Below are 23303 nucleotides of genomic sequence, written 5' to 3'. Positions count from 1 at the left end.
TTTCCGCCTGCCGCTGGCGGATCGCGCCCGGTTCGGCGCCGAGCGTATTGCCATTGCTTTGACTCTCAGGATTCTCGTTAGATGTACGGAGAGTTCACTCTCTACGGCGTGTTCATTCCGACCCTGCTGGGGCTGATGCTGATCGCCTACCTGGTGCACAAAGGTTTGCACCTCGCGCTGGCGCGTCTGGGCGCGTACCGCCATGTCTGGCACCCGCCGCTGTTCGATCTCGCCCTGTACGTGCTGGTACTGGGTGCGCTGTTCGCGCTGATGCGCCGGGTTCAGGCATGAACGCCGCGGTTCGCAAGGCTTTGCCGCTCGTCGCGACGCTCGTGTTGGTCGTCGCCGCGCTGCTGGTGCTGCGCCATTTGTGGCAGTACTACATGCGCGATCCGTGGACGCGTGACGCACATATCGCCGCCGACGTCGTCCAGGTGGCGCCCGACGTGTCCGGGCTCGTGGCCGAGGTGCGGGTTCGCGACAATGCGCCCGTGCAGCGCGGCGAGGTGCTGTTCGTCGTCGATCAGGAGCGCTACCACCTAGCGCTGGCGCAGGCGCAGGGCGTGCTGGCGCAAAGCCGGGCGGCGCTGGCGCGCAGCCAGGCCGCCCTGGTGCAGAGCCAGGCCGAGGAACGCCAGTTGCAGCGCGAGGCATCCCGCGACCGCGCCTTGCGGGACCTGGTCGCCACCGAAGAAATCGAAGCCCGGCGCGCCAGTCTGGAGAAGGCGCAGGCCGCCGTGGTGGCGGCGCAGGCCGGCATCGCCACCGCCAAGGCCGACATCGAATCAGCGCAGGCGGCCGTGGATCTGGCGCAGCTGAACCTCGAGCGCACGGTCGTGCGCAGCCCGGTCGACGGCCGCGTCAGCGACCGCGTCGCGCAGGTCGGCGACTACGTGGCCGCCGGCAAGCCGGTGCTGGCGGTGCTCGACACCGGCTCGCTGCGGATCGACGGCTACTTCGAGGAGACGCGCCTGCACGGCGTCCACGAGGGCGACCGCGTGGACATCCATCTCATGGGCGAGCGCGGCCTGCTGCACGGTCACGTGCACAGCATCGCCGCCGGCATCGAGGACCGCTACCGCAGCGATAGTTCGAGGCTGCTGCCGAACGTGGCGCCGGTGTTCGAGTGGGTGCGGCTGGCGCAGCGGGTGCCGGTGCAAATCACCATCGATGAGGTGCCTGCCGGCGTGCGCCTGATCGCCGGGCGCAGCGTCACGGTCAGCGTCGTGGCCGGCAAGCCGGCGCGGGCGAAGGTGAAGGCGAAGGCCTCATGAACGCGCGGGCGTTGCGGGCCGCCGGCCTCGGCCTGCTGGCGGCCCTGGCCGCGTGTACGACGGTCGGCCCGGACTACCAGCTGCCCAAGGAGTCGGTGTTCGCGACGGTGCAGCAGTCGGCGCCGGCGCTGGATGCCCGCGGCTCGCCGGCAGCCCTGCCGGCGCAGCCCGCCGTCGAGGGGCGCTGGTGGGCGCTCTACGACGATCCACGGCTCGACGCGCTGGTCGAGCAGGCGCTGCAGGCCAACACCGAGCTCAAGGTCGCCGCCGGGCGCCTGCACCAGGCCCAGGCGCGTTACGCGCAGGCGCGCGCGGCCGGCGGCTGGGACGAGAACGTCGAGGCGTCGGCCGCGCGCGGCCGCATCTCCGCGGAATCCCTGCTGCTGACCGAGCCGCTGCCGGTGTTCAACTTTGCCGATGGCAGTCTCGCCGTGTCCTATCAATTCGACCTGTTCGGCAGGATCAGGCGCGGGATCGAGGCCGCGCGCGCCGATGCCGAGGCGGTCCAGGCGGCCGGCGACCTCACGCGCATCAGCGTGGCGGCTGCGGTGGTCGGCGCCTATGTCGAGATCTGCCACAGCAACCACGAGCTGGCCGTGGCGCGCCGCTCGCTGCAATTGCAGCAGCGCAGCCACGACGTCGCCGCGCGGATGCTGGCTGCCGGCCGCGGCACGCCGACTGCCGTCGCGCAGGCCGCGGCCCAGGTGGCGACGCTGCAGGCGGCGCTGCCGCCGCTGGTGGCGCGCCGACAGGCGGCCGCTTACGAACTGGCGGCGCTGCACGGGCGCACGCCCGACCAGGTGCCGGCCGACGCGTTGCAATGCGAGGAGGCGCCGAGCCTTGAGCAGCCCATCCCCTTGGGTGACGGCGCCGCGCTGCTGCGCCGCCGTCCCGATGTGCGCCGTGCCGAGCGCGAGCTGGCGGCCGCCACCGCCGGGATCGGCGTCGCCACCGCCGAGCTGTATCCCGACATTTATCTGGGCGCCTCGGCCGGCGCCAATGGGCTGCTGGAGGACTTCGGCGAGCCGGCCACGCGGCAATGGTCGATCGGCCCGCTGATCTCCTGGTCGATCCCCGGCCGCGGCGCGCACGCGCGGGTCGCGCTGGCGAAGGCGGGCGCCGAGGTGGCGCTGGCCGAATTCGATCGCGTCGTGCTGGAGGCGCTGCGCGAGACGCAGACGATTCTCGACGGCTACGCCGAGGACCTGCGCCGCGAGGCGGCGCTGCGGCAGGCGCGCGACCGGGCGCGCGTCGCCGCCGCCGACCTGCGCCGCCTCTACCTGGGCGGGCGCGAACCCTACCTGTCCAGCCTGGACGCCGAACGCACGCTCGCCGCGGCCGAGGCCAGCCTCGCCAGCGCCCAGGCGCAGGTGTCGCAGGACCAGATCCGCCTGTTCCTGGCCCTGGGCGGCGGCTGGCGCCGCAACGAGGCCGAACCCGGCGAGGGCCTGGCCGCCGCCACCCCCGCCCGGCGGCCTTGAGGGCGATCATGCTGCTGCTGGACCGCCAGGCCTGGCTGCACTCGGCCAAATCGTTTCTGGCCGGCATGACCGCGCTGTACATCGCGCTGGCGGCCGGTTTGCCCAGGCCCTACTGGGCGATGACCACCGCCTACGTTGTGCTGCAGCCGGTGCTGGGCGGCACCAATTCGCGCGGCATCTACCGCATCAGCGGCACGCTGATCGCGGCCATCGCGGTGCTAGCGATCGTGCCTAACCTGGCGCAGGCGCCGGTCTTGCTGAGCCTGGGGATGTCGCTGTGGCTGTCGGCCTGCCTGTTCGTCGCGCTGCTGCATCGCGGGCCGTCGTCGTACGTCTTCATGCTGGCCGGCTACACCGCCGCCTTCGTCGGCTTCCCCATCGTGACCCAGCCGGATGCGATTTTCGATACGGCGCTCGCGCGCAGCGAGGAGATCGTGCTGGGCAGTCTGTGCGCGGTGGTCGTGGCGGCCGTGGTCTTTCCCGCCTCGATCCAGCCGATGATCCGTCAGCGCGTCGACGCCCTGATGCGCGACGCGCGGGCGTGGTGCGCGCAGACCCTGGCGCGCGCCGGCGGTTCCAACGCCCTGCGCCGGCAGCTGGCCGGGGATTTGTCGCAGCTGGATCTGGTGATTCCGTTCGCCAAGCGCGACGACCCGCGCCACGGCGAGCTCGACGAATGGCTCGCGCAGCTGCGCGCGCGGCTGCTGGGCCTGCTGCCGGTGCTGGCCGCGGTCGAGGACCGCCTCGGCAATCTCGGCGAGGCCACCGTGCGGGACGAACAGCTGGAGGCGCTGCTCGCCGACCTGCGCGCCTGGATCGGCGAGGATGCGGCGCCCATGCGCGAGGCGGTGGAGCGTTTTCGCTTTCGCATCGCCGCCTTGCGACCGGCGCCCGACGCGGACCATGCCGGCCTGCTGCGCACCGGTCTGCTGCTGCGCCTGCAGGAACTGGCCGAGTTGTGGTACGACAGCGCTCATCTGCGGCATTCGATCGCGACCGGCAGGCCGCCGCCGGCCCCTGTGTTCGGTGTCGACCTGCGCCGGCTGGTGCGGCCCGGCAACCGCCACATCGACTGGAGCATGGTGGCGTTCTCCGCGCTGGCGGCCGGCGCCACGCTGTTCGCCTACTGCCTGCTGTGGATCGCGCTCGGCTGGTCCGACGGCGCCTCCGGCGCGATGATGGCGGCGGTCGCCGCGGCATTCTTCGCCGCCCAGGACGATCCGGCGCCAAACATCGCCGTGTTCATGAAGGCGGACCTGGCGGCGGTACTGGGTGCCTTTGTCTACCAGTTCGGCATCCTGCCGGCGATCCACGATTTCGTGCCGCTGGTGGTGGTGCTCGCACCGGCCTTCTTGCCGGTTGGACTGATGCTTTCGCGCCCGAAGCTGTTCCTGCCCGGCATGGTCATGGCCGCCAACTTCGCTTCGCTGCTGTCGATCCAGAACGATTACGTGGCGGACTTCACCCGCTACGTCAACTCGTCGATCTCGAGCGTCCTCGGGCTGCTGTTCGCCTTGGTGATGACCCGGCTGTTCCGCTCGGTCGGCGCGGAATGGAGCGCCCGGCGCCTGGTCCGCCAGGGCTGGGCATTGCTCGCCGCGGCCGCCGAAGGCCGCGGTCGCCAGGACCGTGACCGTTTCATGGTGCGCATGCTGGACCTGCTCGGCCTGCTGGCGCCGCGCCTGGCCGCGCTGCCGGCCGACAGCGACATCGGCGGCGTGGACATGCTCGACGAGGTGCGCATGGGTCTGAACATCCTGAACTTGCGCCGCGCGCGCAGCGCATTGCCTGCCTTGCACACGCAGGCGCTCGATCGCCTGCTGGCGGATGTCGCCGCACACTACCGGGCTCGTCGGCGGGCGGGCCGCCCGGTGCCGGCGCCGCAGGAACTGAAGGCGGCTCTGGACGCCGCCCTGTCGCAGCTGGGCACGCGGGCGCCGGGCGAGGCCCGCGACCAGGCGCTGCTCGGTCTGATCGGCCTGCGCTTTGGCCTGTTCGCGCCCGAGCGCCCCGCCAGCCCCGCGTCCGCCTGACGGCAGCGTGGCCGCGAGAAAGACACCGGCATGCCAGGCGCGGCGATCGCCCGCGCTCAATAGGTCGAACGAGGCCGGTCGGTCAACCTCCGGCATGGCCGGGTTGCACCGCTTGGCTGACGCGTGGCTACCCCGGCCGGCCATCCCCCACGGGCGCCACAGCATGGGGCCGTAGCGAAACACGAACAGCCCGAACGCGAGGCACCAGAACCCGGCGGCCAGCGCCACGACCAGGCGCGGCTGGCTGCCGGCCAGCGTGACCCGCGCGACGGCGGCCAGCGTCAGCGCGCCGAAGGCCAGCGGCATTGCCCGCGGCGCCATCAGCCCGGCCGGTGTGCCCCAGGCCGACGCGCGCCATCATGGCCAGGACGAGGCCGCCGATGCAGCCGACGGTAAAGGCATGCAGCGCCGCGCTGCCGGGCATCGGCAGGCCGGCTGGCGGTTGGTTGGACGGCTGTCTTGGGGGGGCTGCCCCGGGCCGATGGGTGGGGCGACGTGCCGGGGCTGATCGCGGCGGGGGCGCCGCTCCTACGACGGGATGTCTGCAGGAGGCCCGCCCACGGGCCGATGGACTGGGCTTCGCGTCGGGCGCCAGGCTGCGCTGTTGCCTTGGGCCTCGATCGGGCAGGCGAGGCCGTGCCCCGGCACGGCGCAAGAGGCTGCGCCGGGGCGCCCTGTGCCTTACAGCTTGCGATACACCTGCTGCCCGGCCGCCCGGAACTCGATCGCCTTCTCCTGCATGCCCGCGGTCAGGGCGCCTTGCTCGTCGGCGAGACCCTTGCTTTGCGCGTAGTCGCGCACGTCCTGGGTGATCTTCATGGAGCAGAAGTGCGGACCGCACATGGAGCAGAAGTGCGCCAGCTTGGCGGACTCCTTGGGCAGGGTCTCGTCGTGGAACTCGCGTGCCTTGTCCGGGTCCAGGCCCAGGTTGAACTGGTCATTCCAGCGGAACTCGAAGCGCGCCTTGGACAGCGCGTTGTCGCGCAGTTGCGCACCCGGGTGGCCCTTGGCCAGGTCCGCGGCGTGGGCAGCGATCTTGTAGGTGACGATGCCTTCGCGCACGTCGTGCTTGTTCGGCAGCCCGAGGTGCTCCTTGGGCGTGACGTAGCACAGCATGGCGGTGCCGTACCAGCCGATCATGGCGGCGCCGATGGCGGAGGTGATGTGGTCGTAGCCGGGCGCGATGTCGGTGGTCAGCGGCCCCAGGGTGTAGAACGGCGCCTCGTCGCAGTATTTCAGCTGCAGGTCCATGTTTTCCTTGATCAGGTGCATCGGCACGTGGCCGGGCCCTTCGATCATGGTCTGCACGTCGTGTTTCCAGGCGATCTGCGTCAGCTCGCCGAGGGTTTTCAGTTCGCCCAGCTGCGCGGCGTCATTGGCATCGGCGATCGAGCCCGGCCGCAGGCCGTCGCCCAGCGAGAAGGCGACGTCGTAGGCCTTCATGATTTCGCAGATTTCCTCGAAGCGCGTGTAGAGGAAATTCTCCTTGTGATGCGCGAGACACCACTTGGCCATGATCGAGCCGCCGCGGCTGACGATGCCGGTCAGGCGCTTGGCCGTGAGCGGGATGTAGCGCAGCAGCACGCCGGCGTGGATGGTGAAGTAGTCAACGCCCTGTTCGGCCTGCTCGATCAGAGTGTCGCGGAAGATGTCCCAGGTCAGTTCCTCGGCCTTGCCGTCGACCTTTTCCAGCGCCTGGTAGATGGGCACGGTGCCGATCGGCACCGGGCTGTTGCGGATGATCCACTCGCGCGTCTCGTGGATGTGCTTGCCGGTGGACAGGTCCATGATGGTGTCGGAGCCCCAGCGGATGCCCCAGACCATTTTTTCCACCTCTTCCTCGATCGACGAGGACAGGGCCGAGTTGCCGATGTTGCCGTTGATCTTCACCAGGAAGTTGCGGCCGATGATCATCGGTTCGCTTTCCGGGTGGTTGATGTTGGCCGGGATGATGGCGCGGCCGCGGGCGACTTCCTCACGCACGAACTCGGGCGTGATTTCGCTGGGGATGGCGGCGCCGAAGCTGTGCCCCGGATGCTGGCGCAGCAGGGCCGGGTCGCGCACCGCGTGCAGGCGCTGGTTCTCGCGGATGGCGATGAATTCCATCTCCGGCGTGATGATGCCGCGCCGGGCGTAGTGCATCTGCGTGACATTCTGGCCGGCCAGCGCGCGGCGCGGCAGGCGGGTGTGGGCAAAGCGGATGCCGGAGACATCGTCCGCGGTGGCGCGCTCGCGGCCGTAGGCGGAGCTGATCTGCGGCAGTACCTCGGTGTCGCCGCGCTCGGCGATCCAGGCCGCGCGGATGGGCGGCAGGCCGGCGCGCAGGTTGATGCTGGCTTGCGTGTCGGTGTAGGCGCCCGAGGTGTCGTACAGCGCGATCGGCTCGTTGCTGTCGCCGCCGTGCTGGGTGGAGGTGGCGGTCTGGGTGACCTCGCGCATCGGCACGCGGATGTCCGGCCGGCTGCCCGTGACGTAGATCTTGGCCGATCCGGCAAACGGCCGGCGCAGTTCGGCGTCGACGTCGGCGGCCGGCGTGAGCACGGGTTTCTGGGTGGCGTTCATGGGCTGACCTGTGGGGGCGGCGGTGGAGCGGGTGCGCGCTGCCCGGGCGGCGGCGCGGCGGCGTTGTTGTTGTGGTGTGGGTAGCAACGGTAATCTATGCGCCGCTTCGAAGGGGTGTCAACGCGCCGCACCGGCTGCTGGACACACCCGCCCGACCCCTGCATGGGTCGTCACCTGCCCCCGGTCGTCCCACGATATGAACAGCCCGGACCTTGGCGCCGCCCGTTTCAATATGCTCTTGAACCAGGTGCGCGCCTGGGACGTGTCCGACGAGCGCGTGCTGGGCTTGCTCGCCGATATGCCGCGCGAAACCTTCGTGCCGCCGGCCTACCGCAACCTGGCCTACGCCGACCTGATGCTGCCGATTGGGCATGGACAGGTGATGCTGCCGCCCAAGATCGAGGGCCGCTTCCTGCAGGCGCTGGCGCTGGGGCCAAGCGACGTGGTGCTGGAGGTTGGTGCCGGCAGTGGTTACATGGCGGCGCTCATGTCCCGCCTGGCGGCGTTCGTGACCACCGTCGACGTGTTCGCCGAGCTGGCGGAATCGGCCGCCCTGCATCTGGCCGAGGCCGGCGTGCGCAATGTGCGGGTGGAAACCGGCAACGCCGCTGACGGCTGGCCGGATCACGGGCCATACGACGCCATCATGATCAGCGGCGCCATGCCTGCGCTGCCGCAGGCGTTTTTGAACAGCCTCAGAACCGGCGGTCGCCTGGCGGCGATCATCGGTCGGCGGCCAGCCATGCAGGCGGTGCTGATCACCCGTACCGGCGAGACCGACTGGCACCGGCAGGTGCTGTTCGAAACCGATGCGCCGATGCTGCTGCATGTGCGCACCGCCGCCGCGTTCGAATTCTAGGGCGGCGCGTGCGCGAGTTGTCGGTACGCGCCTTCAAGGCCGACCAGGACGCGGGGGTGGCCGCGGACTGGCAGGTGGTCGATGTTCGGGAGCCCTGGGAGCATGCACTGTGTTCGCTGGCAGGTTCGTTCCTGCTGCCGATGCAGGAATTGCCGCAGCGCCTGCACGAACTGGACCCAACGCGCACGACGGTGGTGGTCTGCCACCACGGTGTGCGCAGTTTGCAGGTCGCGCTGTGGCTGGAGCGCAACGGCTTCACGGATGTGGCCAACCTCAGCGGCGGTATCGATGCCTGGGCCAGGCAGGTCGATCCTGGCGTGGCTGTTTATTGATTCTGCTGTCCACCCTCACGTATTCGCAGGAATCCCTACATGAAGAATTACGTCCTTGCGGCCGGCTTGGCCGGCGCGGTGCTGGCGCTGCCGGCCGGCGCCGAGGATCTGCTGGCGGTCTACCAGCAGGCGGTGCAGAACGACGCCCAGCTGGCGGCCGCCGCCGCAGCGCGCGATGCGGCGCGGGAGCTCAAGCCGCAGGCGCTGTCGTTCGTGCTGCCGAACATCCAGTCCAGCGCCGAGACGGCCAAGAACACGCTGCGGACAGATTCTCCGAGCACCTTCCCGCCCAGCGGCCGGGCCAACTTCAACAGCAATTACTGGCAGGTCCAGGCCGTGCAGCCGCTGTTCAACTGGCAGCTGATCGCCGGCCTGGGTCAGGCCGATGCACTGGTGCGCCAGGCCAACAACCAGTACGGCTTTGCCGAGCAGGAACTGATGCTGCGCACGGCCGACCGCTATTTCGGTGTCCTGTCGGCAAACGACAACCTGCAGTTTGCGCAGGCCGAGAAGGCGGCCATCGGTCGCCAGCTCGATCAGGCCAAGCAGCGTTTCGAGGTGGGCCTGATCGCCATTACCGACATCCATGAGGCGCAGGCCCGTTATGACCTGACCGTGGCGCAGGAAATCGAGGCCCGCAACCAACTCACCAACGCGCTGGAGGCCCTGCGCGAAGTGACCGGCACCGGTTACGAGGTGCTCACGCCCCTGGCCGACACCCTGCCGCTGGAGCCGCCGGCCATTGCCGAGGTCGAGACCTGGGTCAAGCAGGCCATGGAGATGAATCCCCTGGTCGCAGCGGCCGGCGAGGCGGTCAACGCTGCCCGCAAGGAAATCGAGCGCCAGCGCGCTGGGCACTACCCGACCCTGGACGCGACGGCTACGTATATGGATTCCAGCTACAACGGCAGTCGTCAGGGCTCCGGCTACGACGGCGAGGACACCATCTACGGCCTGCAGATGAGGCTGCCGATATTCGAGGGCGGCCGCACCAGCTCGCTGGTGCGCCAGGCCCAGCAGCAATACCGCGAAGCCCAGCAGCGCCTGGAGCAGCAGCGGCGTGCCACCTCGCGCGGCACGCGTGATGCGTTCCTGGGCGTTGAGGCCGCCATCAGCCGCGTCAAGGCACTTACCCAGGCCCTGGTGTCGAACCAGAGTGCGTTGGAGGCGACCGAGCTCGGTTACCGGGTTGGTACCCGCACCTCCGTCGATGTGCTCGACGCCGAGCGCGAGCTGTACCGGGCCAAACGTAACCTGGCGACCGCCCGTTACGATTACGTGCTCTATGTGCTGCGCCTGGAGCAGGAGTCCGGCCAGCTGGCACAGGACGATCTTGCGCGTGTCAACGGCTGGCTGGGAGCGTCGGCGGCAACACCAGCTGCGCCGATGGTCCCGGCGACTCCGTGATCAGCCAGGTTCCAGATACGGATTGATCAGCGCCAGCGTGCGCGCGGTGGCGCCGCGGTGCTGGGCGACCAGCGCCTGCGCGGCCTGACCCATGGCCGCCCGGCGCGCCGGGTCGGCCAGCAGGGCCATGATCTGGGCGGCCAGGGCTGCGTCGTTTGCCACCTGTTGACCGGCTGCGGCCGCCAGCACCAGCTCACGCAGTTCGGCAAAGTTGTTCATGTGCGGGCCGAACAGCGAGGGCTTGCCCAGCTGCGCCGGTTCGATCAGGTTGTGACCGCCGCGGGCGGTCGGGCTGGTGCCTAGGCTGCCGCCCACGAACACGATGTCCGCGGCCGCCATCAACGATGGCAGTTCACCCAGGCTGTCGGCCAGGTACACCGCGCAGGGATGGCCGTCGTCGGCGCTGCGCAGCGCCGTGGCCCAGCCCTGTTCCCGGCACAGGCGCGCCACTTCGGCAAAGCGCTGCGGATGCCGCGGCGCCAGAATCAGCACCGCCTCTGGATGCTGGGCGCGCAGCCGGCGGTGCGCGGCCAGCGCGGCCTGCTCCTCGCCGGCATGGGTGCTGGCGGCCAGCCAGACTGGCCGCCCTTCGCCCAGACGTTGGCGCAGGGCCAGACCGGCTGCAGGATTCGGCGCGGCAGCATCGAACTTCAGGTTGCCGGTGACGGTCAGGCGCCCGGGCGGCAGGCCCAGTGCGAGCAGGCGTTCGCCGTCTGGCGCGGTCTGGGCGCCGACTGCGGCGAGCCGCTCCAGCGTTTGCCGGGTCAGCTGTGGCCAGCGCCCGTAACCACGGGCCGACCGGGGTGACAGGCGGCCGTTGGCCAGCAGCAAGGGGATTTGCAGTGCCTGCGCGGTGGCGTACAGGTTCGGCCACAGTTCGGTTTCCAGGATGATGCCAAGGCGCGGGCTCTGGCGACCAAGGAAGCGCCGCACGGCGCCCGGCAGGTCGTAGGGCAGGTAGCAATGCGCCACGCTGTCGCCGACTCGACTGCGCAGGTGAGCCGAACCGGTCGGGGTGGTGGTGGTGACCAGCAGCGGCAGCTCGGGACGTGCCTTCTGCAGGGCGATGATCAACGGCAGGGCCGCGTTGACTTCGCCCACCGACACCGCGTGCAGCCACACGCCGCCGGGTGCAGCGGCGGCAGCGAAGCCGAGTCGCTCCGCCCAGCGCCGGCGGTAGGCGGGCGTGTGCCGGCTGCGCCACAGCAGGCGCCCGAAGGCCAGCGGCAGGCTGGCAGTGAGCAAACAGGAATAGAGTCGACGATGCACGGCGGGGATTCGGGGATTGGGCGTAAACGATCAGGCGACCGGCCGCGGTCGCTTTCCGGCGCACGCCTGCAGCGCTTGCTGGATGCGGCCAACGTGCTCGAACGCGACGGCTTCGGGATAAAGGTGGCGCAGCTGCCGTGCGGAACCATTCTGAAGCTTTTTCGCCGCAAGCGCCGCGTGTCGTCGGCGGCCTGGCGACCCTATGCGCAGCGCTTTGTGCGCAATGCCGCTCACCTCGCGGGGGCCGGCATTCCGACCGTGCAGGTGCGGGCGTTTTTTCAATGCGCGCCGGCGGCCCGGCACGTAGTGGCCTATCGCCCGCTGGCAGGGGACGTGCTGCGCGAGCGGCTTGCCCGCGGCGAGCCGGTCGACTGGTCGCGGCTGGCCGTTTTCATGGCGCATCTGCACCGGCAGGGCATCTACTTTCGTTCGCTGCACAGCGGCAACATCGTGTGCCTGCCGGGCGACGCTTTCGGTCTGATCGATATCGCCGATCTGTACGTGTGCCGGCGACCGTTGGGGACGCTTCGCCGGGGGCGGAATCTGCGTCCGATGCTGCGCGACCCGCTGCTGCAGGCGCTGCGCGAGCGGCAGGCATTTGGCGGGTTTCTCGATGCCTATCGGCGGGAGGCGGGCTTCGGATCGCTCAGGTCCGAAGTCTTCTCCCGCCTGGCCTGGCGCCAGTGGCGGCGGGCCGGTGCTCAATCGTCATCGTCGGCGATTGGCGGCTGGTCGGGCTCCGGGGCAGTGTCCGGCAGGCGGTAGTCGCCACTGAGCCAGCTGCCCAGGTCCGCCATCTTGCAGCGCTCGCTGCAAAACGGTCGATACGGGTTCTGGACCGACCAGACGGTTGGCTTCTTGCAAGTCGGGCAGGGTAGAGTCAAGGGTTGCTTCACAGGCTGCAGCACATGAGGCGAAACGGCACGTCCTCGTCCGCCGGCTGCGGCTTGCCGCACTCGGCATAGCGCACGAAGCGGATCGAGAAACGGTGCCGGCCGGCACTTATCTCCGGGTAGTACTGGCTGCCCAGGGGCAGCAGGATCCGCAACAGCTGATGCGGCAGGTTGGTGTCCAGCGAGCGCTGGTAGAAGCCCAACTGCGCCGATTCGGCGGCGGCGGCGGCAGACTGGCGTATCAACTCCAGGATCAGACGGGTAGCGCTGCCGAGGCTGGTGAACGGATCGCTCCAGGCGGCGATGTCCTGCTGGCGTTTGGCGACCGGCCGTGCCAGCCAGTGCCGGTAGGCGGGTTGGTCGAAATCGCAGTTGCCCAGGGCCAGGTTGTGACGCTTGCGCAGCTGCCCGATCATGTCGCTTTCCAGCAGCGCCTGGGCAAACGGCAGGCGCAGGCCGTGCAGGCGGTCGATCTCGCTGTCGAGCTGTTCCAGTACCTCCTGCAGGCGTCCGCGATCGACGTCCGGCGCGCTTTGCATGGCGGTCAGGATGCCGGCCAGGCGCTCCAGTTCCTTGACGACTTCGGCGCGCAGGTCACTGCGCGTGAGCAGGTCGGCCAGATCCAGCAGATGCAGCACGGCGGCCCGGTGGTGCCACACCTGATCGCCGCCCAGGCTGTCGTGCAGGTTGCGCAGCACGAACTCGATCCGCAGCAACATGCGCATGCGCTCGTTCAGCGGTTGCTCGTAGGCGACGAAATCGGGTGGATTCATAACCCGCCAAGGGTGCCCGTCGGGGCGCGTGGATGCTAGCTTTGCCCGGCCAGTTCGAGATAGCGCGCATGCACGCTTTCCAGTTGATGCGTAAGGGCAACGATGTCGGTGGCATTGTCGACCACGTCATCCGCAGCTTCAAGTCTGCGCGCGCGGGATGTCTGCGCGGCCAGCATCGCCCGGCACTGCTCGGCGCTCATCCGGTCGCGCTGCATCAGGCGTGCAAGCTGCACTTCCTCGGGCACGTCGATCACCAGGACGCGGTGTACCAGTGCGCGCAGGGCGGCCGATTCGATCAGCAGCGGCACGGCAAGAATGCAATAAGGGCCGCGGACCTGTTGCAGGCGGGCGCGAATCTCGGCCTGGATCAGCGGATGCAGGATGGCTTCCAGGCGGCGGCGCTCGGCCGGGTCGGCAAACACCACCTCTCGCAGTCGTCGGCGGTCCAGCGTGCCGTCGGCCTGCAGTATCTGCGAACCGAAGGCGGCGGCCACGGCGGCCAGTCCGGGCGTGCCGGGGGCCACGACATCGCGCGCCACCTCGTCGGCGTCGATGACCGGCACGCCACGTTCCTGGAAAAACGCCGTAGCCGTGGACTTGCCCGCCGCGATGCCGCCGGTCAGACCAACCACCAACATCACAGCGCCGCCTGCCAGTACGCCGCGCGCAGCGCTTCGCCCCACATCAGGTTGATCCAGCCGGCGACGGCCAGAAATGGCCCAAACGGAAACGGCTGTTGGCGGTTCTGACCGTGGCGCAGGATGGCACCAAGGCCGTAGACGGTTCCGACCAGCGAGGCGAGCAGGATGCACGCCGGCAATGCCTGCCAGCCGAGCCAGGCGCCCAGCAGCGCCAGCAGCTTGAAGTCGCCGTAACCCATGCCTTCCTTGCCGGTCAGCCACTTGAACAGGTGATACACCAGCCACAGGACAAGATAGCCGGCCACCGCGCCGATGACCGCCGAGCGCAGGTCCGTGAAGGTGCCGTCCAGGTTCACCAGCAAGCCGGCCCAGATGCCCGGCAGCGTGATCGCATCCGGCAGCAGCATGTGGTCGATATCGATCAGGGTGAGTGCCAGCAGCGTCAGGGTCAGGCCGATTGCCGCCACGGCGGTGATGCCGGGTCCAAAGCGCACGGCCACCGCGGCAGACAGCACACCGGCGGTCAGTTCCAGCAGCGGATAACGGACAGATATCGGTGCCTTGCAGGCGGCGCAGCGGCCGCGCAGCCACAGCCAGCCCAGCAGGGGGATGTTGTGGCGCCAGGCAATCGGTGTCTTGCAGTGTGGGCAGTGCGACGCCGGCGCGAGCAGGTCATAGCGGTCGGTTGCGGCCATGCCGCCGCAATCGACCTGCCACTGTCGCTGCAGCATCACCGGCAGGCGATGCACGACCACGTTCAGGAAACTGCCAAGCAGCAAACCGAGCAGCAGACAAACACCGACAAACAGTGCCGGACTCCCCAGCAGCGCACCGACCATCGGCCGGCTCAGAAAACGGAGGCGAGCTTGAAGATGGGCAGATACATGGCGATCACCAGACCGCCAACGATCACGCCAAGCACCGACATGATCAGCGGCTCCATCAGGCTGGTCAGACGGCTGACCATCTGGTCGACTTCGTCTTCGTAAAAATCGGCCACCTTGCCGAGCATGTGGTCGACGGAGCCGGATTCCTCCCCGATCGACACCATCTGGTTGACCATGTGCGCGAACAGGTTGGTGTTTTCCATCGACACGTGCAGGCTGCTGCCGGTGGCCACCTCGTCACGGATTTGGCGTATGCCTTTCTCGTAGACCACGTTGCCGGCGGCGCGGGCCACCGAATCCATGGCTTCCACCAGCGGGACGCCGGCACCGAACATGGTCGACAGGGTGCGTGCATAGCGGGCCACGGCACCCTTGCGGATGATTTCGCCAATCAGGGGGATGCGCAGCACGGCTGCGTCCAGGAAATCACGAAACCGTTCGGAGCGCCGATGTGCCTGTACGGAGCCGACGACGGCGCCGACGACCACCAGGATGGCAATCCACCACCACTGACGAAAGCCGCGTGACAACTCGACCACCCACGCGGTGAGGGCCGGCAGGTCGGCACCGAAACCCTTGAAAAGGCTCTCGAACTGCGGGATCACGAACACCAGCAGGATACTGGTGACGATGAAGCCGACCGCGATCACGGCCGCCGGGTAGAACATGGCCGAGCGGATCTTGCGCTTGAGCGCTTCGGATTTTTCGAGGTACACGGACAGCTTGGCCAGCACCCCGTCGAGGATGCCGGCCTGCTCGCCGGCCGCCACCAGGTTGACGTACAGCTCGTTGAACTGGCGTGGGTGCTGGGCCAGCGCCTCGTGCAGGCTCAGGCCACCCTCGACCTGGGTCTTGATGGCCATCAGCAGTTCGGTCATGGCCGGGTTGTCGTGGCCGCGGCCGATGATGTCGAACGAGGCCACCATCGGCACGCCGGCTTCCAGCATGGTGGCAAGCTGACGGGTGAAGTAGGCGACGTCTGCGGCGGAGACTTTATGCCGCGTCTCGAACAGCGCCGACTTGCGCCGCACCCGCGCCCGTAGCACGCCGCGCTTGCGCAGTTGCTCGCGTACGTAAAGTTCATCGGCGCTCTTGATCTGGCCCGACAGGCGCTTGCCGGTGCGGTCGAAGCCGTTCCAGGTGTAGGTGCTGATGCGGTCGCTGGGTGCGGCGCGAGCGGCGGTGCGAGCAGCCATGGTGGCGCTTATTCCTTGGTGATGCGGTGGAGCTCGCTCAGGCTGGTGATGCCCTCGCGGACCTTGTCCAGACCGGCCTGTATCAAGTCGGCGATGCCTTCGCGCTTGGCTTGGGCAGCGATTTCGATGTCGGAGGCTTCGCGGGTGATGAGCTTGCGCATCTCGTCCGAGATCGTCATGACCTGATAGATGCCGATACGCCCCTTGTAGCCGCCGGTACAGCGATCACAGCCGACCGCTTCATAGATCGTCAGGCCGGCGTCGATTTCTTCCTCGCTGAACCCTTCCTTGAGCAGGGTCTGGCGTGGCAACTCCAGCGGTCGCTTGCACACCTTGCACAGTCGCCGCGCCAGACGTTGCGCCATGATCAGGTTCAGCGCAGCGGCCACGTTGTAGGACGGCACGCCCATGTTGATCAGGCGCGTGATGGTCTGTGGGGCGTCGTTGGTGTGCAGCGTGGCCAGTACCAGGTGCCCGGTCTGGGCTGCCTTGACCGCAATCTCGGCCGTTTCAAGGTCACGAATCTCGCCGATCAGGATCACGTCCGGATCCTGGCGCAGGAACGATCGCAGGGCCGCCGCAAAGGTAAGACCGGCCTTGACGTTGACGTTGACCTGGTTGACCCCTTCCATGACGATCTCGACCGGGTCTTCAGCGGTCGAAATGTTGATGCCGGGTTGGTTCAGTTCCTTCAGCCCGGCATACAGCGTCATCGTCTTGCCGCTGCCGGTGGGGCCGGTAATCAGCACCATGCCGTACGGTTTTTTTAGGTTGTGTTCGAACAGCTCCCGCTGCGCCGGGTTGAATCCCAGCTGGTCGATGGTCAGCAATCCGTTGCCACCGTCCAGGACGCGCATGACGATCTTCTCGCCGTACAGGGTCGGGCAGGTGCTGACACGAAGATCCACCGCCCGGTTGCGCGACACCTTCAGCTTGATGCGCCCGTCCTGCGGCACGCGTCGCTCGGCAATGTCCAGGCGCGCCAGCACCTTGATGCGGGCCGCCAGGCGATTGGCCAGGCCCGGCGGTGGCGCCGCCATTTCGCGCAGGATGCCGTCCACCCGGTAACGGACCCGATAGCGCTTCTCATACGGTTCGAAATGAAGATCGGAAGCGCCCTTGCTGATCGCGTCCAGCAGCAGTTTGTTGACGTAGCGCACGACCGGGGCGTCGTCGACGTCGATGTTGCTGGCGCCGGCGCCCGGGTCGCTGTCCTCGTCCTGCACGACCAGGGCATCCAAGTCGGCGTCGTTGATCTCGTCCAACGGTTGGTTTTCGGCGCTGGCAAGCACTCTGGCCAGCAGGGCCGACAGCTTGTCGTGCGGCACCAGCACCGCTTCGGTGCTCAGGCCGGAGCTGAACTTGATCTCGTCCAGGGCCCGGTAGTCGGTCGGATCGGACACTGCCGCAAACAGCCGGTTGCCGCGCCGGAAAAGCGGCAGGGCGCGGTACTTGCGGATAATCTGGTCGCTCACGCCGTGCAGACTGAGCAGCTCGGCGTCGAAGGCGTCCAGATCGAACACCGGAAGACCGAACTCGTTGGAGGCGCACAGCGCGATCTGCGCCGCGTCCAGTCCTTTCGTCTCGACCAGGTAGGCTACGAGCGATGTCTCGCGGGCCGCCGCGGTATCGCTGGCGTGCGCCGCCTCGGCCTCGCTCAGCAGTCCATCTCCGGCAAGACGCTTGGCGAGCCCGATCAGGCTCAGTCGGGTGCTGGGAGTTGCCATTTGTGCCATCTGTGTCGTGCGATTGCCATGGATCCCCTCATGCCTCCGAGGCGTGGCTACTATAACAATGTGAGAGGTGCAAACTTACCGATCCGGCACATCGTCACGGCGAATGGCCCCGCCGGCGAATGGTCGAACCACTCTCCTGGCAGGATTTATCGGTCGGCCGCGCGAAATGTTGAGCGCGGGATCGCCGCCGGGGCCGACTGACAATGCTCCCGGGGCGCCGCTCGCGCAAGGCGACCCAGTACGGTGCGTGACTGGGTTAAGTTGCGCACTGCGGCTCGTGGCCCCGGTTTTTCGGCGCATCAGGATGGAACATGCGTAGAAGCAAGATACTGGCAGCGTTGCTGCTTGCCGGCAGTGTGCAGGCGGCGGCCGAGGATCCGCGCCTGTACCCCGGGCAGTTGCGTCTGCTGGAGCTGGATTGGGCACAGTTGCGGGAAATCGTGCCCGGCGCGGTCTACATGCGGCACTGGTTTGGCAGCGATCAGAGCACCGCGCTGTTTCGGTTTCCGCCGGCCGCGGCGTCGGCGGCACCGGCCACATTGGCTTTTCATAGTCACGGCACCGAACTGGCGGTGCAGGTGGCGGGTGATTCGGAAATCGTCGACGAGCGTGGGCGCCGTTATCCCTTGCGGGAAGGGGACGTGGTACTGGTAAAGGCCAACGTGCGCCACACCGGCACCTTTGGCGGCACCGAGAATCGCATCCTGAGCGTGGTGACCCCGGCGCGTCCGGAGTACCCGCCCGAAGACGGCGCCGCGTATTTCCCGGGGCATGGCCAGCCTGCCGCCAAGGCCGCGCCGCCGCGCACGGACTACACGGGTCCGACCGTGCGCACGTTGTTCAACCTCGGCACCGTGGAGCCGACCTTGCTGTCCTACGCGGGCGGCGGCGTCGCGTTTCGTCACTGGCATGGCGACGACGTGAGTGTGGCGGTGACGCGCCTGCGGGCCGATGGCTCCGGGCACGTGGCCGCCGCCCATGCCGTGCACGGGGAAGAGCTGGCCTGGGTGGTGCGCGGCCAGATGAGGTACACGCTGACCGGTGGCGCGCAGGTGACGGCCGGCGCCGGACAGGCGGTCGTTCTGCCGCCCTACAGGGCGCACAGTGCGCAGTGTCTGGCGGGCGACTGCCTGATCGTGTCGTGGCATGGCCCGCGCCGCGACGAGTGGGGCGCGCCGGGCAGCTTGCCGCCGCTGCGCTTCGTCACCACCGGCGCAGGCGCGGTGGCGGCGCCGGTCAAGATACAGTGTCCCTGCGAATCGTCGACGGCCGCCGCTGGACCGGCAGGCGACGGACGATAGCGGGCGAGGCCGGCGGTTATCGGGTCGCGCGACGGGGCGTTTTTCACTTCGGCGTCGGGCCTCGTGGCGCCCGGCAAACATTAATTCCAAATTCCAAGGATCGGGGTTTCATGCGATCGACCTTCATTCGCTGGCGTGGCTGCGCGCTGCCCGTGCTGGCGTCGGTCTTGTGGGGATGCAGCAGCGACAAGCCAGCGGACGCGACCGAAGCGCGCCGGGTATCGATCACCGCCGGCATTGCCGCGCAGCGTGCGGTGGAGGTCATCGAGGAGTCGGTCGGCTTCATCGACACCCGGACCTCGCCCCGGGTGGCGGCCGAGGTCGCCGGCCGGCTGGTCGAAGTCACGGTCGATGTCGGCCAGGCGGTCACGGCCGGTCAGGTGCTGGCACGCATCGAGGCGGTGGATTATCAGAACGAGCTGCGCTCGGCCAGCGCCGAGGCCTCGCGCCTGGTTGCGCTGGTTGACAACCAGCGCCGGGTGGTGGAGCGCTACCGCAGCCTGGGCCAGGACCGTTTCGTGTCCGAAACGGCGCTCGATGAGGCCGAATCCCAGCTGACGGCGCTCACCGAACAGCTGGCCAATGCCCGGGCGCGGCGCGACATGGCCGCGCGCGGCGTGAGCAAAACCGCCGTGCTGGCGCCGGTGGACGGCGTGATCCAGCAGCGGCTGGTGTCGAAGGGCACCTATGTGAACAGCGGCGAGGCGCTGTTTCAGATTGCCACGCGGGCCATGCTGCGGGTGCATCTGCCCTTGCCCGAGACCGTGCTCGGTCGCCTGCGTGCCGGTCAGACCGTGTATCTGACGACCCCGACTGCCCCCGGACAGACAGTAACCGGTACCGTGACCGAGCTGCGCCCGATGGTCAGCAGCGGCAGCCGGGCTGGCGAGGCGATCGTGGAGTTGCCAAACCCAGGCGACTGGTCCCCGGGCGCCAGTGTGGTGGGACGTGTGGTGCTGGAACGGCGCGATTCGGTGGTGGTGCCGGCGGTCAGTGTGGTGCTGCGCCCGGCCGGACAGGTGGCCTATGTGGTCGAGGGTGACACGGTGCGGCAGCGCAAGGTGCAGGTTGGCGAGCGACTGGGCAGCGAGGTCGAGATCGTCTCCGGCCTGACGGCGGGTGATCGCATCGCCATCGATGGCGCCGCCTATCTGTCGGAAGGGGCGGCGGTGAATGTCCGGGAGCAGGGCTCGTGACACTGCCGGAAATTTCCATCAAGCGGCACATCTTCGCGCTCATGCTGAGCCTGCTGATCGTGCTGTTTGGACTGATCGCCTACCAGCGCATCGGCATCGACCGCTATCCACAGATCCAGTTTCCGGCCGTTTCCGTCATCACCACGCTCAAGGGCGCCAACCCGGAAGTGGTGGATTCGGCGGTCACCAACGTCATCGAAAGCTCGGTCAACAGCACGCCCGGCATCGAGCGCATCGAGTCTCAGTCGCTGCCGGGCGTGTCGCTGATCGTGGTCATCTTCAAGCTTGGCAAGGATGTCGATGTCGCCTTCAACGAGGTGCAGACCAAGGTCAGCCAGGCCGTGGAGCGCCTGCCGGACGACATCGACGCGCCGGTGGTGGCCAAGCTCGAAACCGGCTCACAGGCCATCATGTGGCTGTCGCTGGAGGGCGACCGGACCGACCCGCAGCTGGCGACCTACGCCCGCACGGTGCTCAAGAAGCGCCTGGAAACCATCGATGGCGTGGGCGAGGTGCAGCTGGGCGGCGTGCAGGAGCGCGCCATCCGCGTCAATGTCGACCTGCAGCGCGCCGCGGCGCTGGGCGTCACGGCGCAGGACATCACCGCCGCACTGGCCAACGAGCATCTGCAGTTGCCGGGTGGTTTCCTGGTCGGCGGTCAGACCGAACACCTGATCAAGCTGGACCAGGAATACCACTCGGTCGAGGAAATGCAGCGCCTGGTGGTCGGGCACCGCGAAGGCGCGGCTATCCTGCTCAAGGACGTGGCGCAGGTGGAGGACGGTGGCAAGGACCGTCGCCAGGCGGCCTACCAGGCCGGCAAGGTGTCGATGGGGCTGGGCATCGTCAAGATCAGCAACGCCAATACCGTGGCCATTGCCAGCGAGGTGAAAAGGCGCCTCGACGGCGAGTTCCGTCCGGCGCTGCCGCCGGGCATGAAGCTGTCGATTGCCTGGGACGACAGTGATTTCATCAACCGCACCATTGCCGCCCTGACCGAGCACATCTACCTGGGCGCCGGGCTGGCAGCGCTGGTGGTGTTCGTGTTCCTGGTCAACTGGCGCGCCACCATCATCATTGCGCTGGCGATTCCGGTGTCGCTGCTGGCGGCGGTGCTGATCATGTATTTCATGGGCTATACGCTCAACACCATGACCATGCTGGCGCTGCTGCTGTTGATCGGCGTGGTGGTGGACGACGCCATCGTGGTGCTGGAGAACATCCACCGCCACATGCATGAGCGGCCGGGTGAGCCGTTGCGCGCCGCCGCCGAGGGCACGCAACAGGTGTATTTCGCGATCATCGCGGCCACCTTTGCGCTGGTGTGCATCTTCGGGCCGGTGATCTTCATGGAAGGCATCATCGGGCTGTTCTTCGAGTCCTTTGCCGTGGTGGTCACGGCCGGTGTGCTGGCTTCGCTGTTCGTGGCCGTCACGCTCACGCCGATGCTCTGTTCGCGCCTGCTGAAGGTCGAGGTCCACCAGGGCCGCGTGGCGCGGGCCAGCTTCGCCGCCATGGAGCGGCTCGAGTCCGCTTACCGAAGAGCGTTGCGGTGGGTACTGCGCTGGCGCTGGGTGACGCTGCTGCTGGCGGTGCTGGTGGTGCTGCCGGCGGGGCTGCTGTTTGGCGTCATCGGCAAGACCTTCGAACCGGATGTCGACGAGAACGGCTTTCTGGTGACCTTCAAGACGCCGCTGGGGTCGAGTCTGGAGTACTCCGAGCAGCGCATGCACGACGTCGAGGCCCTGCTCAAACAGCAGCCCGAGGTGCGCGACTACTGGTCGTCGGTAGGCGTCGGCCCGATCGGCCAGGTCAGCCAGGGCATGGTGTTCGTGCGACTGGTGCCGGCCGAGCAGCGTTCGGTGAGTCAGTACGGGGTGATTCGGCGCGTGCAGGCGGCGCTGGGCGACATTCCGGGCATCGAGGCCTTCGCCGGGCGCGTGCCGGCGGTGCAGGGCGCCCGCGGCGAGCCATTGCAGTTCGTGCTGCGCGGCGTCGACCTGACGCGAGTGGCGGAGCTGGCCAAGGAGCTGCATGCCAAGCTGTCGGCCCAGCACCCCGAGCTCGGTTACCTGGATCTGGACCTCAAGCTCGACCTGCCACAGTACAAGCTCGAAATCGACCGCGTGCGGGCCGCCAGCCTGGGACTGAACGCCGCCACCGTGGCGCAGGCGGTGAATCTGTTGATGGGCGGCCAGGACGTGGCCTATTTCAATGACGAGCCGGGCGATGGCGAGCGCTACGACGTGCGCGTCAAGGCAGTCGACGGACAGGTGACGCGCCCCGAGCACCTGCGGCGCATCTATCTGCGCAGCGCCAGCGGCGAACTGGTGCGGGCCGACACCGTGGCGCGCTTCGAGGAGCGGCTGGGGCCGGCGCTGATCTCGCGCTATGACCTGCGCTACGCGGCCAATTTCTACGCCGAACCGAAGGTGCCGCTGAACGTAGCCATCGCCACGGTGCAGGCGTCGGTCGGTCAGCTGCCGGAGGGATACACGCTGGAGCTGGTGCGAACGACCAAGGACTATGCCGACACGGTGCGGATTCTGAGCGGCACCTTCGGCCTGGCGCTGGTGTTGCTGTACATGGTGCTGGCCAGCCAGTTCAATTCGCTGGTGCAGCCGCTGATCATCATGGTGGCCCAGCCACTGGCCGCGGTCGGCGGGCTGTTTGGCCTGTGGCTGTTCGACATGACCCTGAACATCTACTCGATGATCGGCATGGTGCTGCTGGTCGGGCTGGTGGCCAAGAACTCGATCCTGCTGGTGGATCTGGCCAACCAGCTGCGCAACGAAGGGCGCGACGTCGATCAGGCGCTGCTGGAGGCCTGCCCGGTGCGCCTGCGGCCGGTGCTGATGACCTCGCTGACCATCATTCTGGCCATGCTGCCGGCGGCGCTGGGTTTTGGCACCGGATTCGAGGCCAACGGACCGCTGGCGGTGACCATCATCGGCGGCATGCTCAGCTCGACCGTGCTCACGCTGCTGGTGGTGCCGGCCCTGTATTCATTGTCCGAACACGGGCTGGCCCGGCTGCATCAAAGGGGCGCCAGCGCTTCGCCGGTGTCGGCCGGTTCGGCATGAACGCTGCCCGCTGGGGCCGCGGCCGGGTCCGCCACGAAATCGCGTATCCGGTATTCGGTGCACACCGCTTCGATCAGCCGGCGGGTTCGGGCGTTGGCCAGCGCATAGCGGATCCTCGGGCCATCGCGCTGGGCGACCACCAGGCCGGCACTGCGCAGGCGCGCCAGATGCTGCGACAGCGCCGACTGGGCGATCGGCACCCGGCGGTTCAGATCGCACACGGCCATGGGGCGCTGCGCCAGCGCGCACAGCATGAGCAGGCGATGTGTGTTGCCGATTGCCTTTAGCATTGCCGTGGCTTGGCGCAAGGCGTCCCAAGGTTCGTTGTCGGCTGACATTGCTGTTGCGCGTCGTGGAGGGCGAGGCGGCCGGATATTAGG

Annotated in this window: 20 protein-coding genes and 1 pseudogene; 11 read left to right on the top strand and 10 right to left on the bottom strand. The window is 68.2% G+C overall.

Annotation, left to right across the window (positions count from 1 at the left end; translation table 11 throughout):
- The first annotated feature begins 81 nt into the window (after positions 1-81).
- From H5U26_RS04190 to H5U26_RS04175, 4 genes are read left to right on the top strand one after another with little or no spacing between them, the layout of a single operon-like run.
- Entirely contained in the window at positions 82-291 is a 210-nt protein-coding gene (locus tag H5U26_RS04190) for a DUF1656 domain-containing protein (protein WP_290616973.1), read from the top strand.
- Positions 288-1274, top strand: a complete 987-nt coding sequence (locus H5U26_RS04185; RefSeq protein WP_290616971.1) for an HlyD family secretion protein — start codon at positions 288-290, stop codon at positions 1272-1274. The genes H5U26_RS04190 and H5U26_RS04185 overlap by 4 nt, the downstream gene beginning before the upstream one ends.
- Complete coding sequence (locus H5U26_RS04180) at positions 1271-2755, top strand: efflux transporter outer membrane subunit (protein ID WP_290616969.1); 1485 nt, start codon at positions 1271-1273, stop codon at positions 2753-2755. The genes H5U26_RS04185 and H5U26_RS04180 overlap by 4 nt, the downstream gene beginning before the upstream one ends.
- A gap of 8 nt (positions 2756-2763) precedes the next feature.
- The gene (locus H5U26_RS04175) at positions 2764-4788 is read left to right on the top strand and encodes an FUSC family protein (protein WP_290616967.1); all 2025 of its coding nucleotides are present in this window, start codon (positions 2764-2766) and stop codon (positions 4786-4788) included.
- A 162-nt stretch (positions 4789-4950) separates the two neighbouring features.
- On the opposite strand, the pseudogene H5U26_RS14890 reads toward H5U26_RS04175, so the two are convergent.
- Positions 4951-5212, bottom strand: a pseudogene (locus tag H5U26_RS14890) (NnrS family protein); the annotation flags it as partial.
- 257 nt (positions 5213-5469) lie between these two features.
- Entirely contained in the window at positions 5470-7350 is a 1881-nt protein-coding gene (gene thiC, locus H5U26_RS04170; RefSeq protein ID WP_290616965.1) for a phosphomethylpyrimidine synthase ThiC, read from the bottom strand.
- A gap of 196 nt (positions 7351-7546) precedes the next feature.
- Here thiC and H5U26_RS04165 point away from each other — a divergent pair, with 196 nt between their 5' ends.
- The 3 genes from H5U26_RS04165 to H5U26_RS04155 are packed head-to-tail and all read left to right on the top strand — an operon-like array spanning position 7547 to position 9948.
- On the top strand, positions 7547-8209 hold the full coding sequence (locus tag H5U26_RS04165; RefSeq protein WP_290616963.1) for a protein-L-isoaspartate O-methyltransferase: 663 nt from the start codon (positions 7547-7549) through the stop codon (positions 8207-8209).
- A gap of 17 nt (positions 8210-8226) precedes the next feature.
- On the top strand, positions 8227-8541 hold the full coding sequence (locus tag H5U26_RS04160) for a rhodanese-like domain-containing protein (protein WP_366055888.1): 315 nt from the start codon (positions 8227-8229) through the stop codon (positions 8539-8541).
- A 39-nt stretch (positions 8542-8580) separates the two neighbouring features.
- Complete coding sequence (locus tag H5U26_RS04155; RefSeq protein ID WP_290616960.1) at positions 8581-9948, top strand: TolC family outer membrane protein; 1368 nt, start codon at positions 8581-8583, stop codon at positions 9946-9948.
- Here the strand turns inward: H5U26_RS04155 and waaA are convergent, their stop codons facing one another.
- On the bottom strand, positions 9949-11217 hold the full coding sequence (waaA, locus tag H5U26_RS04150; protein ID WP_290616958.1) for a lipid IV(A) 3-deoxy-D-manno-octulosonic acid transferase: 1269 nt from the start codon (positions 11215-11217) through the stop codon (positions 9949-9951).
- Between waaA and H5U26_RS04145 the strand changes: the two genes are divergently transcribed.
- Positions 11212-11982: a hypothetical protein gene (locus H5U26_RS04145; protein ID WP_290616956.1), complete on the top strand. Its 771-nt coding sequence runs from the start codon at positions 11212-11214 to the stop codon at positions 11980-11982. The genes waaA and H5U26_RS04145 overlap by 6 nt on opposite strands.
- Here the strand turns inward: H5U26_RS04145 and H5U26_RS04140 are convergent.
- The 6 genes from H5U26_RS04140 to pilB are packed head-to-tail and all read right to left on the bottom strand — an operon-like array spanning position 11919 to position 17334.
- On the bottom strand, positions 11919-12113 hold the full coding sequence (locus H5U26_RS04140) for a DNA gyrase inhibitor YacG (RefSeq protein ID WP_290616955.1): 195 nt from the start codon (positions 12111-12113) through the stop codon (positions 11919-11921). The two genes, H5U26_RS04145 and H5U26_RS04140, sit on opposite strands and share 64 nt — an antisense overlap.
- On the bottom strand, positions 12110-12883 hold the full coding sequence (gene zapD, locus H5U26_RS04135) for a cell division protein ZapD (protein WP_290616953.1): 774 nt from the start codon (positions 12881-12883) through the stop codon (positions 12110-12112). The genes H5U26_RS04140 and zapD overlap by 4 nt, the downstream gene beginning before the upstream one ends.
- Before the next feature lie 35 nt (positions 12884-12918).
- Positions 12919-13521: a dephospho-CoA kinase gene (gene coaE / locus H5U26_RS04130; RefSeq protein ID WP_290616951.1), complete on the bottom strand. Its 603-nt coding sequence runs from the start codon at positions 13519-13521 to the stop codon at positions 12919-12921.
- Entirely contained in the window at positions 13521-14363 is an 843-nt protein-coding gene (locus H5U26_RS04125; RefSeq protein ID WP_290616949.1) for an A24 family peptidase, read from the bottom strand. Before H5U26_RS04125 ends, coaE begins: the two co-directional genes overlap by 1 nt.
- A gap of 8 nt (positions 14364-14371) precedes the next feature.
- Positions 14372-15607 carry a type II secretion system F family protein gene (locus tag H5U26_RS04120; protein WP_290616947.1) on the bottom strand — a complete coding sequence of 412 codons (1236 nt, stop codon included), beginning with the start codon at positions 15605-15607 and terminating at the stop codon, positions 14372-14374.
- Positions 15608-15615: 8 nt separating this feature from the next.
- Positions 15616-17334, bottom strand: coding sequence for a type IV-A pilus assembly ATPase PilB (pilB, locus tag H5U26_RS04115; RefSeq protein WP_290616945.1), 1719 nt, complete (start codon positions 17332-17334; stop codon positions 15616-15618).
- A 320-nt stretch (positions 17335-17654) separates the two neighbouring features.
- Here pilB and H5U26_RS04110 point away from each other — a divergent pair, with 320 nt between their 5' ends.
- The 3 genes from H5U26_RS04110 (at position 17655) to H5U26_RS04100 (ending at position 22923) form a co-directional block, all read left to right on the top strand.
- Positions 17655-18644 (top strand): hypothetical protein, encoded by a 990-nt coding sequence (locus H5U26_RS04110; RefSeq protein ID WP_290616943.1) that lies wholly within the window; start codon positions 17655-17657, stop codon positions 18642-18644.
- 110 nt (positions 18645-18754) lie between these two features.
- Complete coding sequence (locus H5U26_RS04105; protein ID WP_290616941.1) at positions 18755-19840, top strand: efflux RND transporter periplasmic adaptor subunit; 1086 nt, start codon at positions 18755-18757, stop codon at positions 19838-19840.
- Positions 19837-22923, top strand: a complete 3087-nt coding sequence (locus tag H5U26_RS04100; protein WP_290616939.1) for an efflux RND transporter permease subunit — start codon at positions 19837-19839, stop codon at positions 22921-22923. Before H5U26_RS04105 ends, H5U26_RS04100 begins: the two co-directional genes overlap by 4 nt.
- On the opposite strand, the gene H5U26_RS04095 is transcribed toward H5U26_RS04100, so the two are convergent.
- Positions 22878-23213 carry a metalloregulator ArsR/SmtB family transcription factor gene (locus tag H5U26_RS04095; RefSeq protein ID WP_290616937.1) on the bottom strand — a complete coding sequence of 112 codons (336 nt, stop codon included), beginning with the start codon at positions 23211-23213 and terminating at the stop codon, positions 22878-22880. The genes H5U26_RS04100 and H5U26_RS04095 overlap by 46 nt on opposite strands.
- Positions 23214-23303 lie beyond the last annotated feature (90 nt).

The organism is Immundisolibacter sp., assembly GCF_014359565.1.
Classification (GTDB): Bacteria; Pseudomonadota; Gammaproteobacteria; order Immundisolibacterales; family Immundisolibacteraceae; genus Immundisolibacter.
This window is presented reverse-complemented; position numbering and strand designations above follow the sequence as displayed.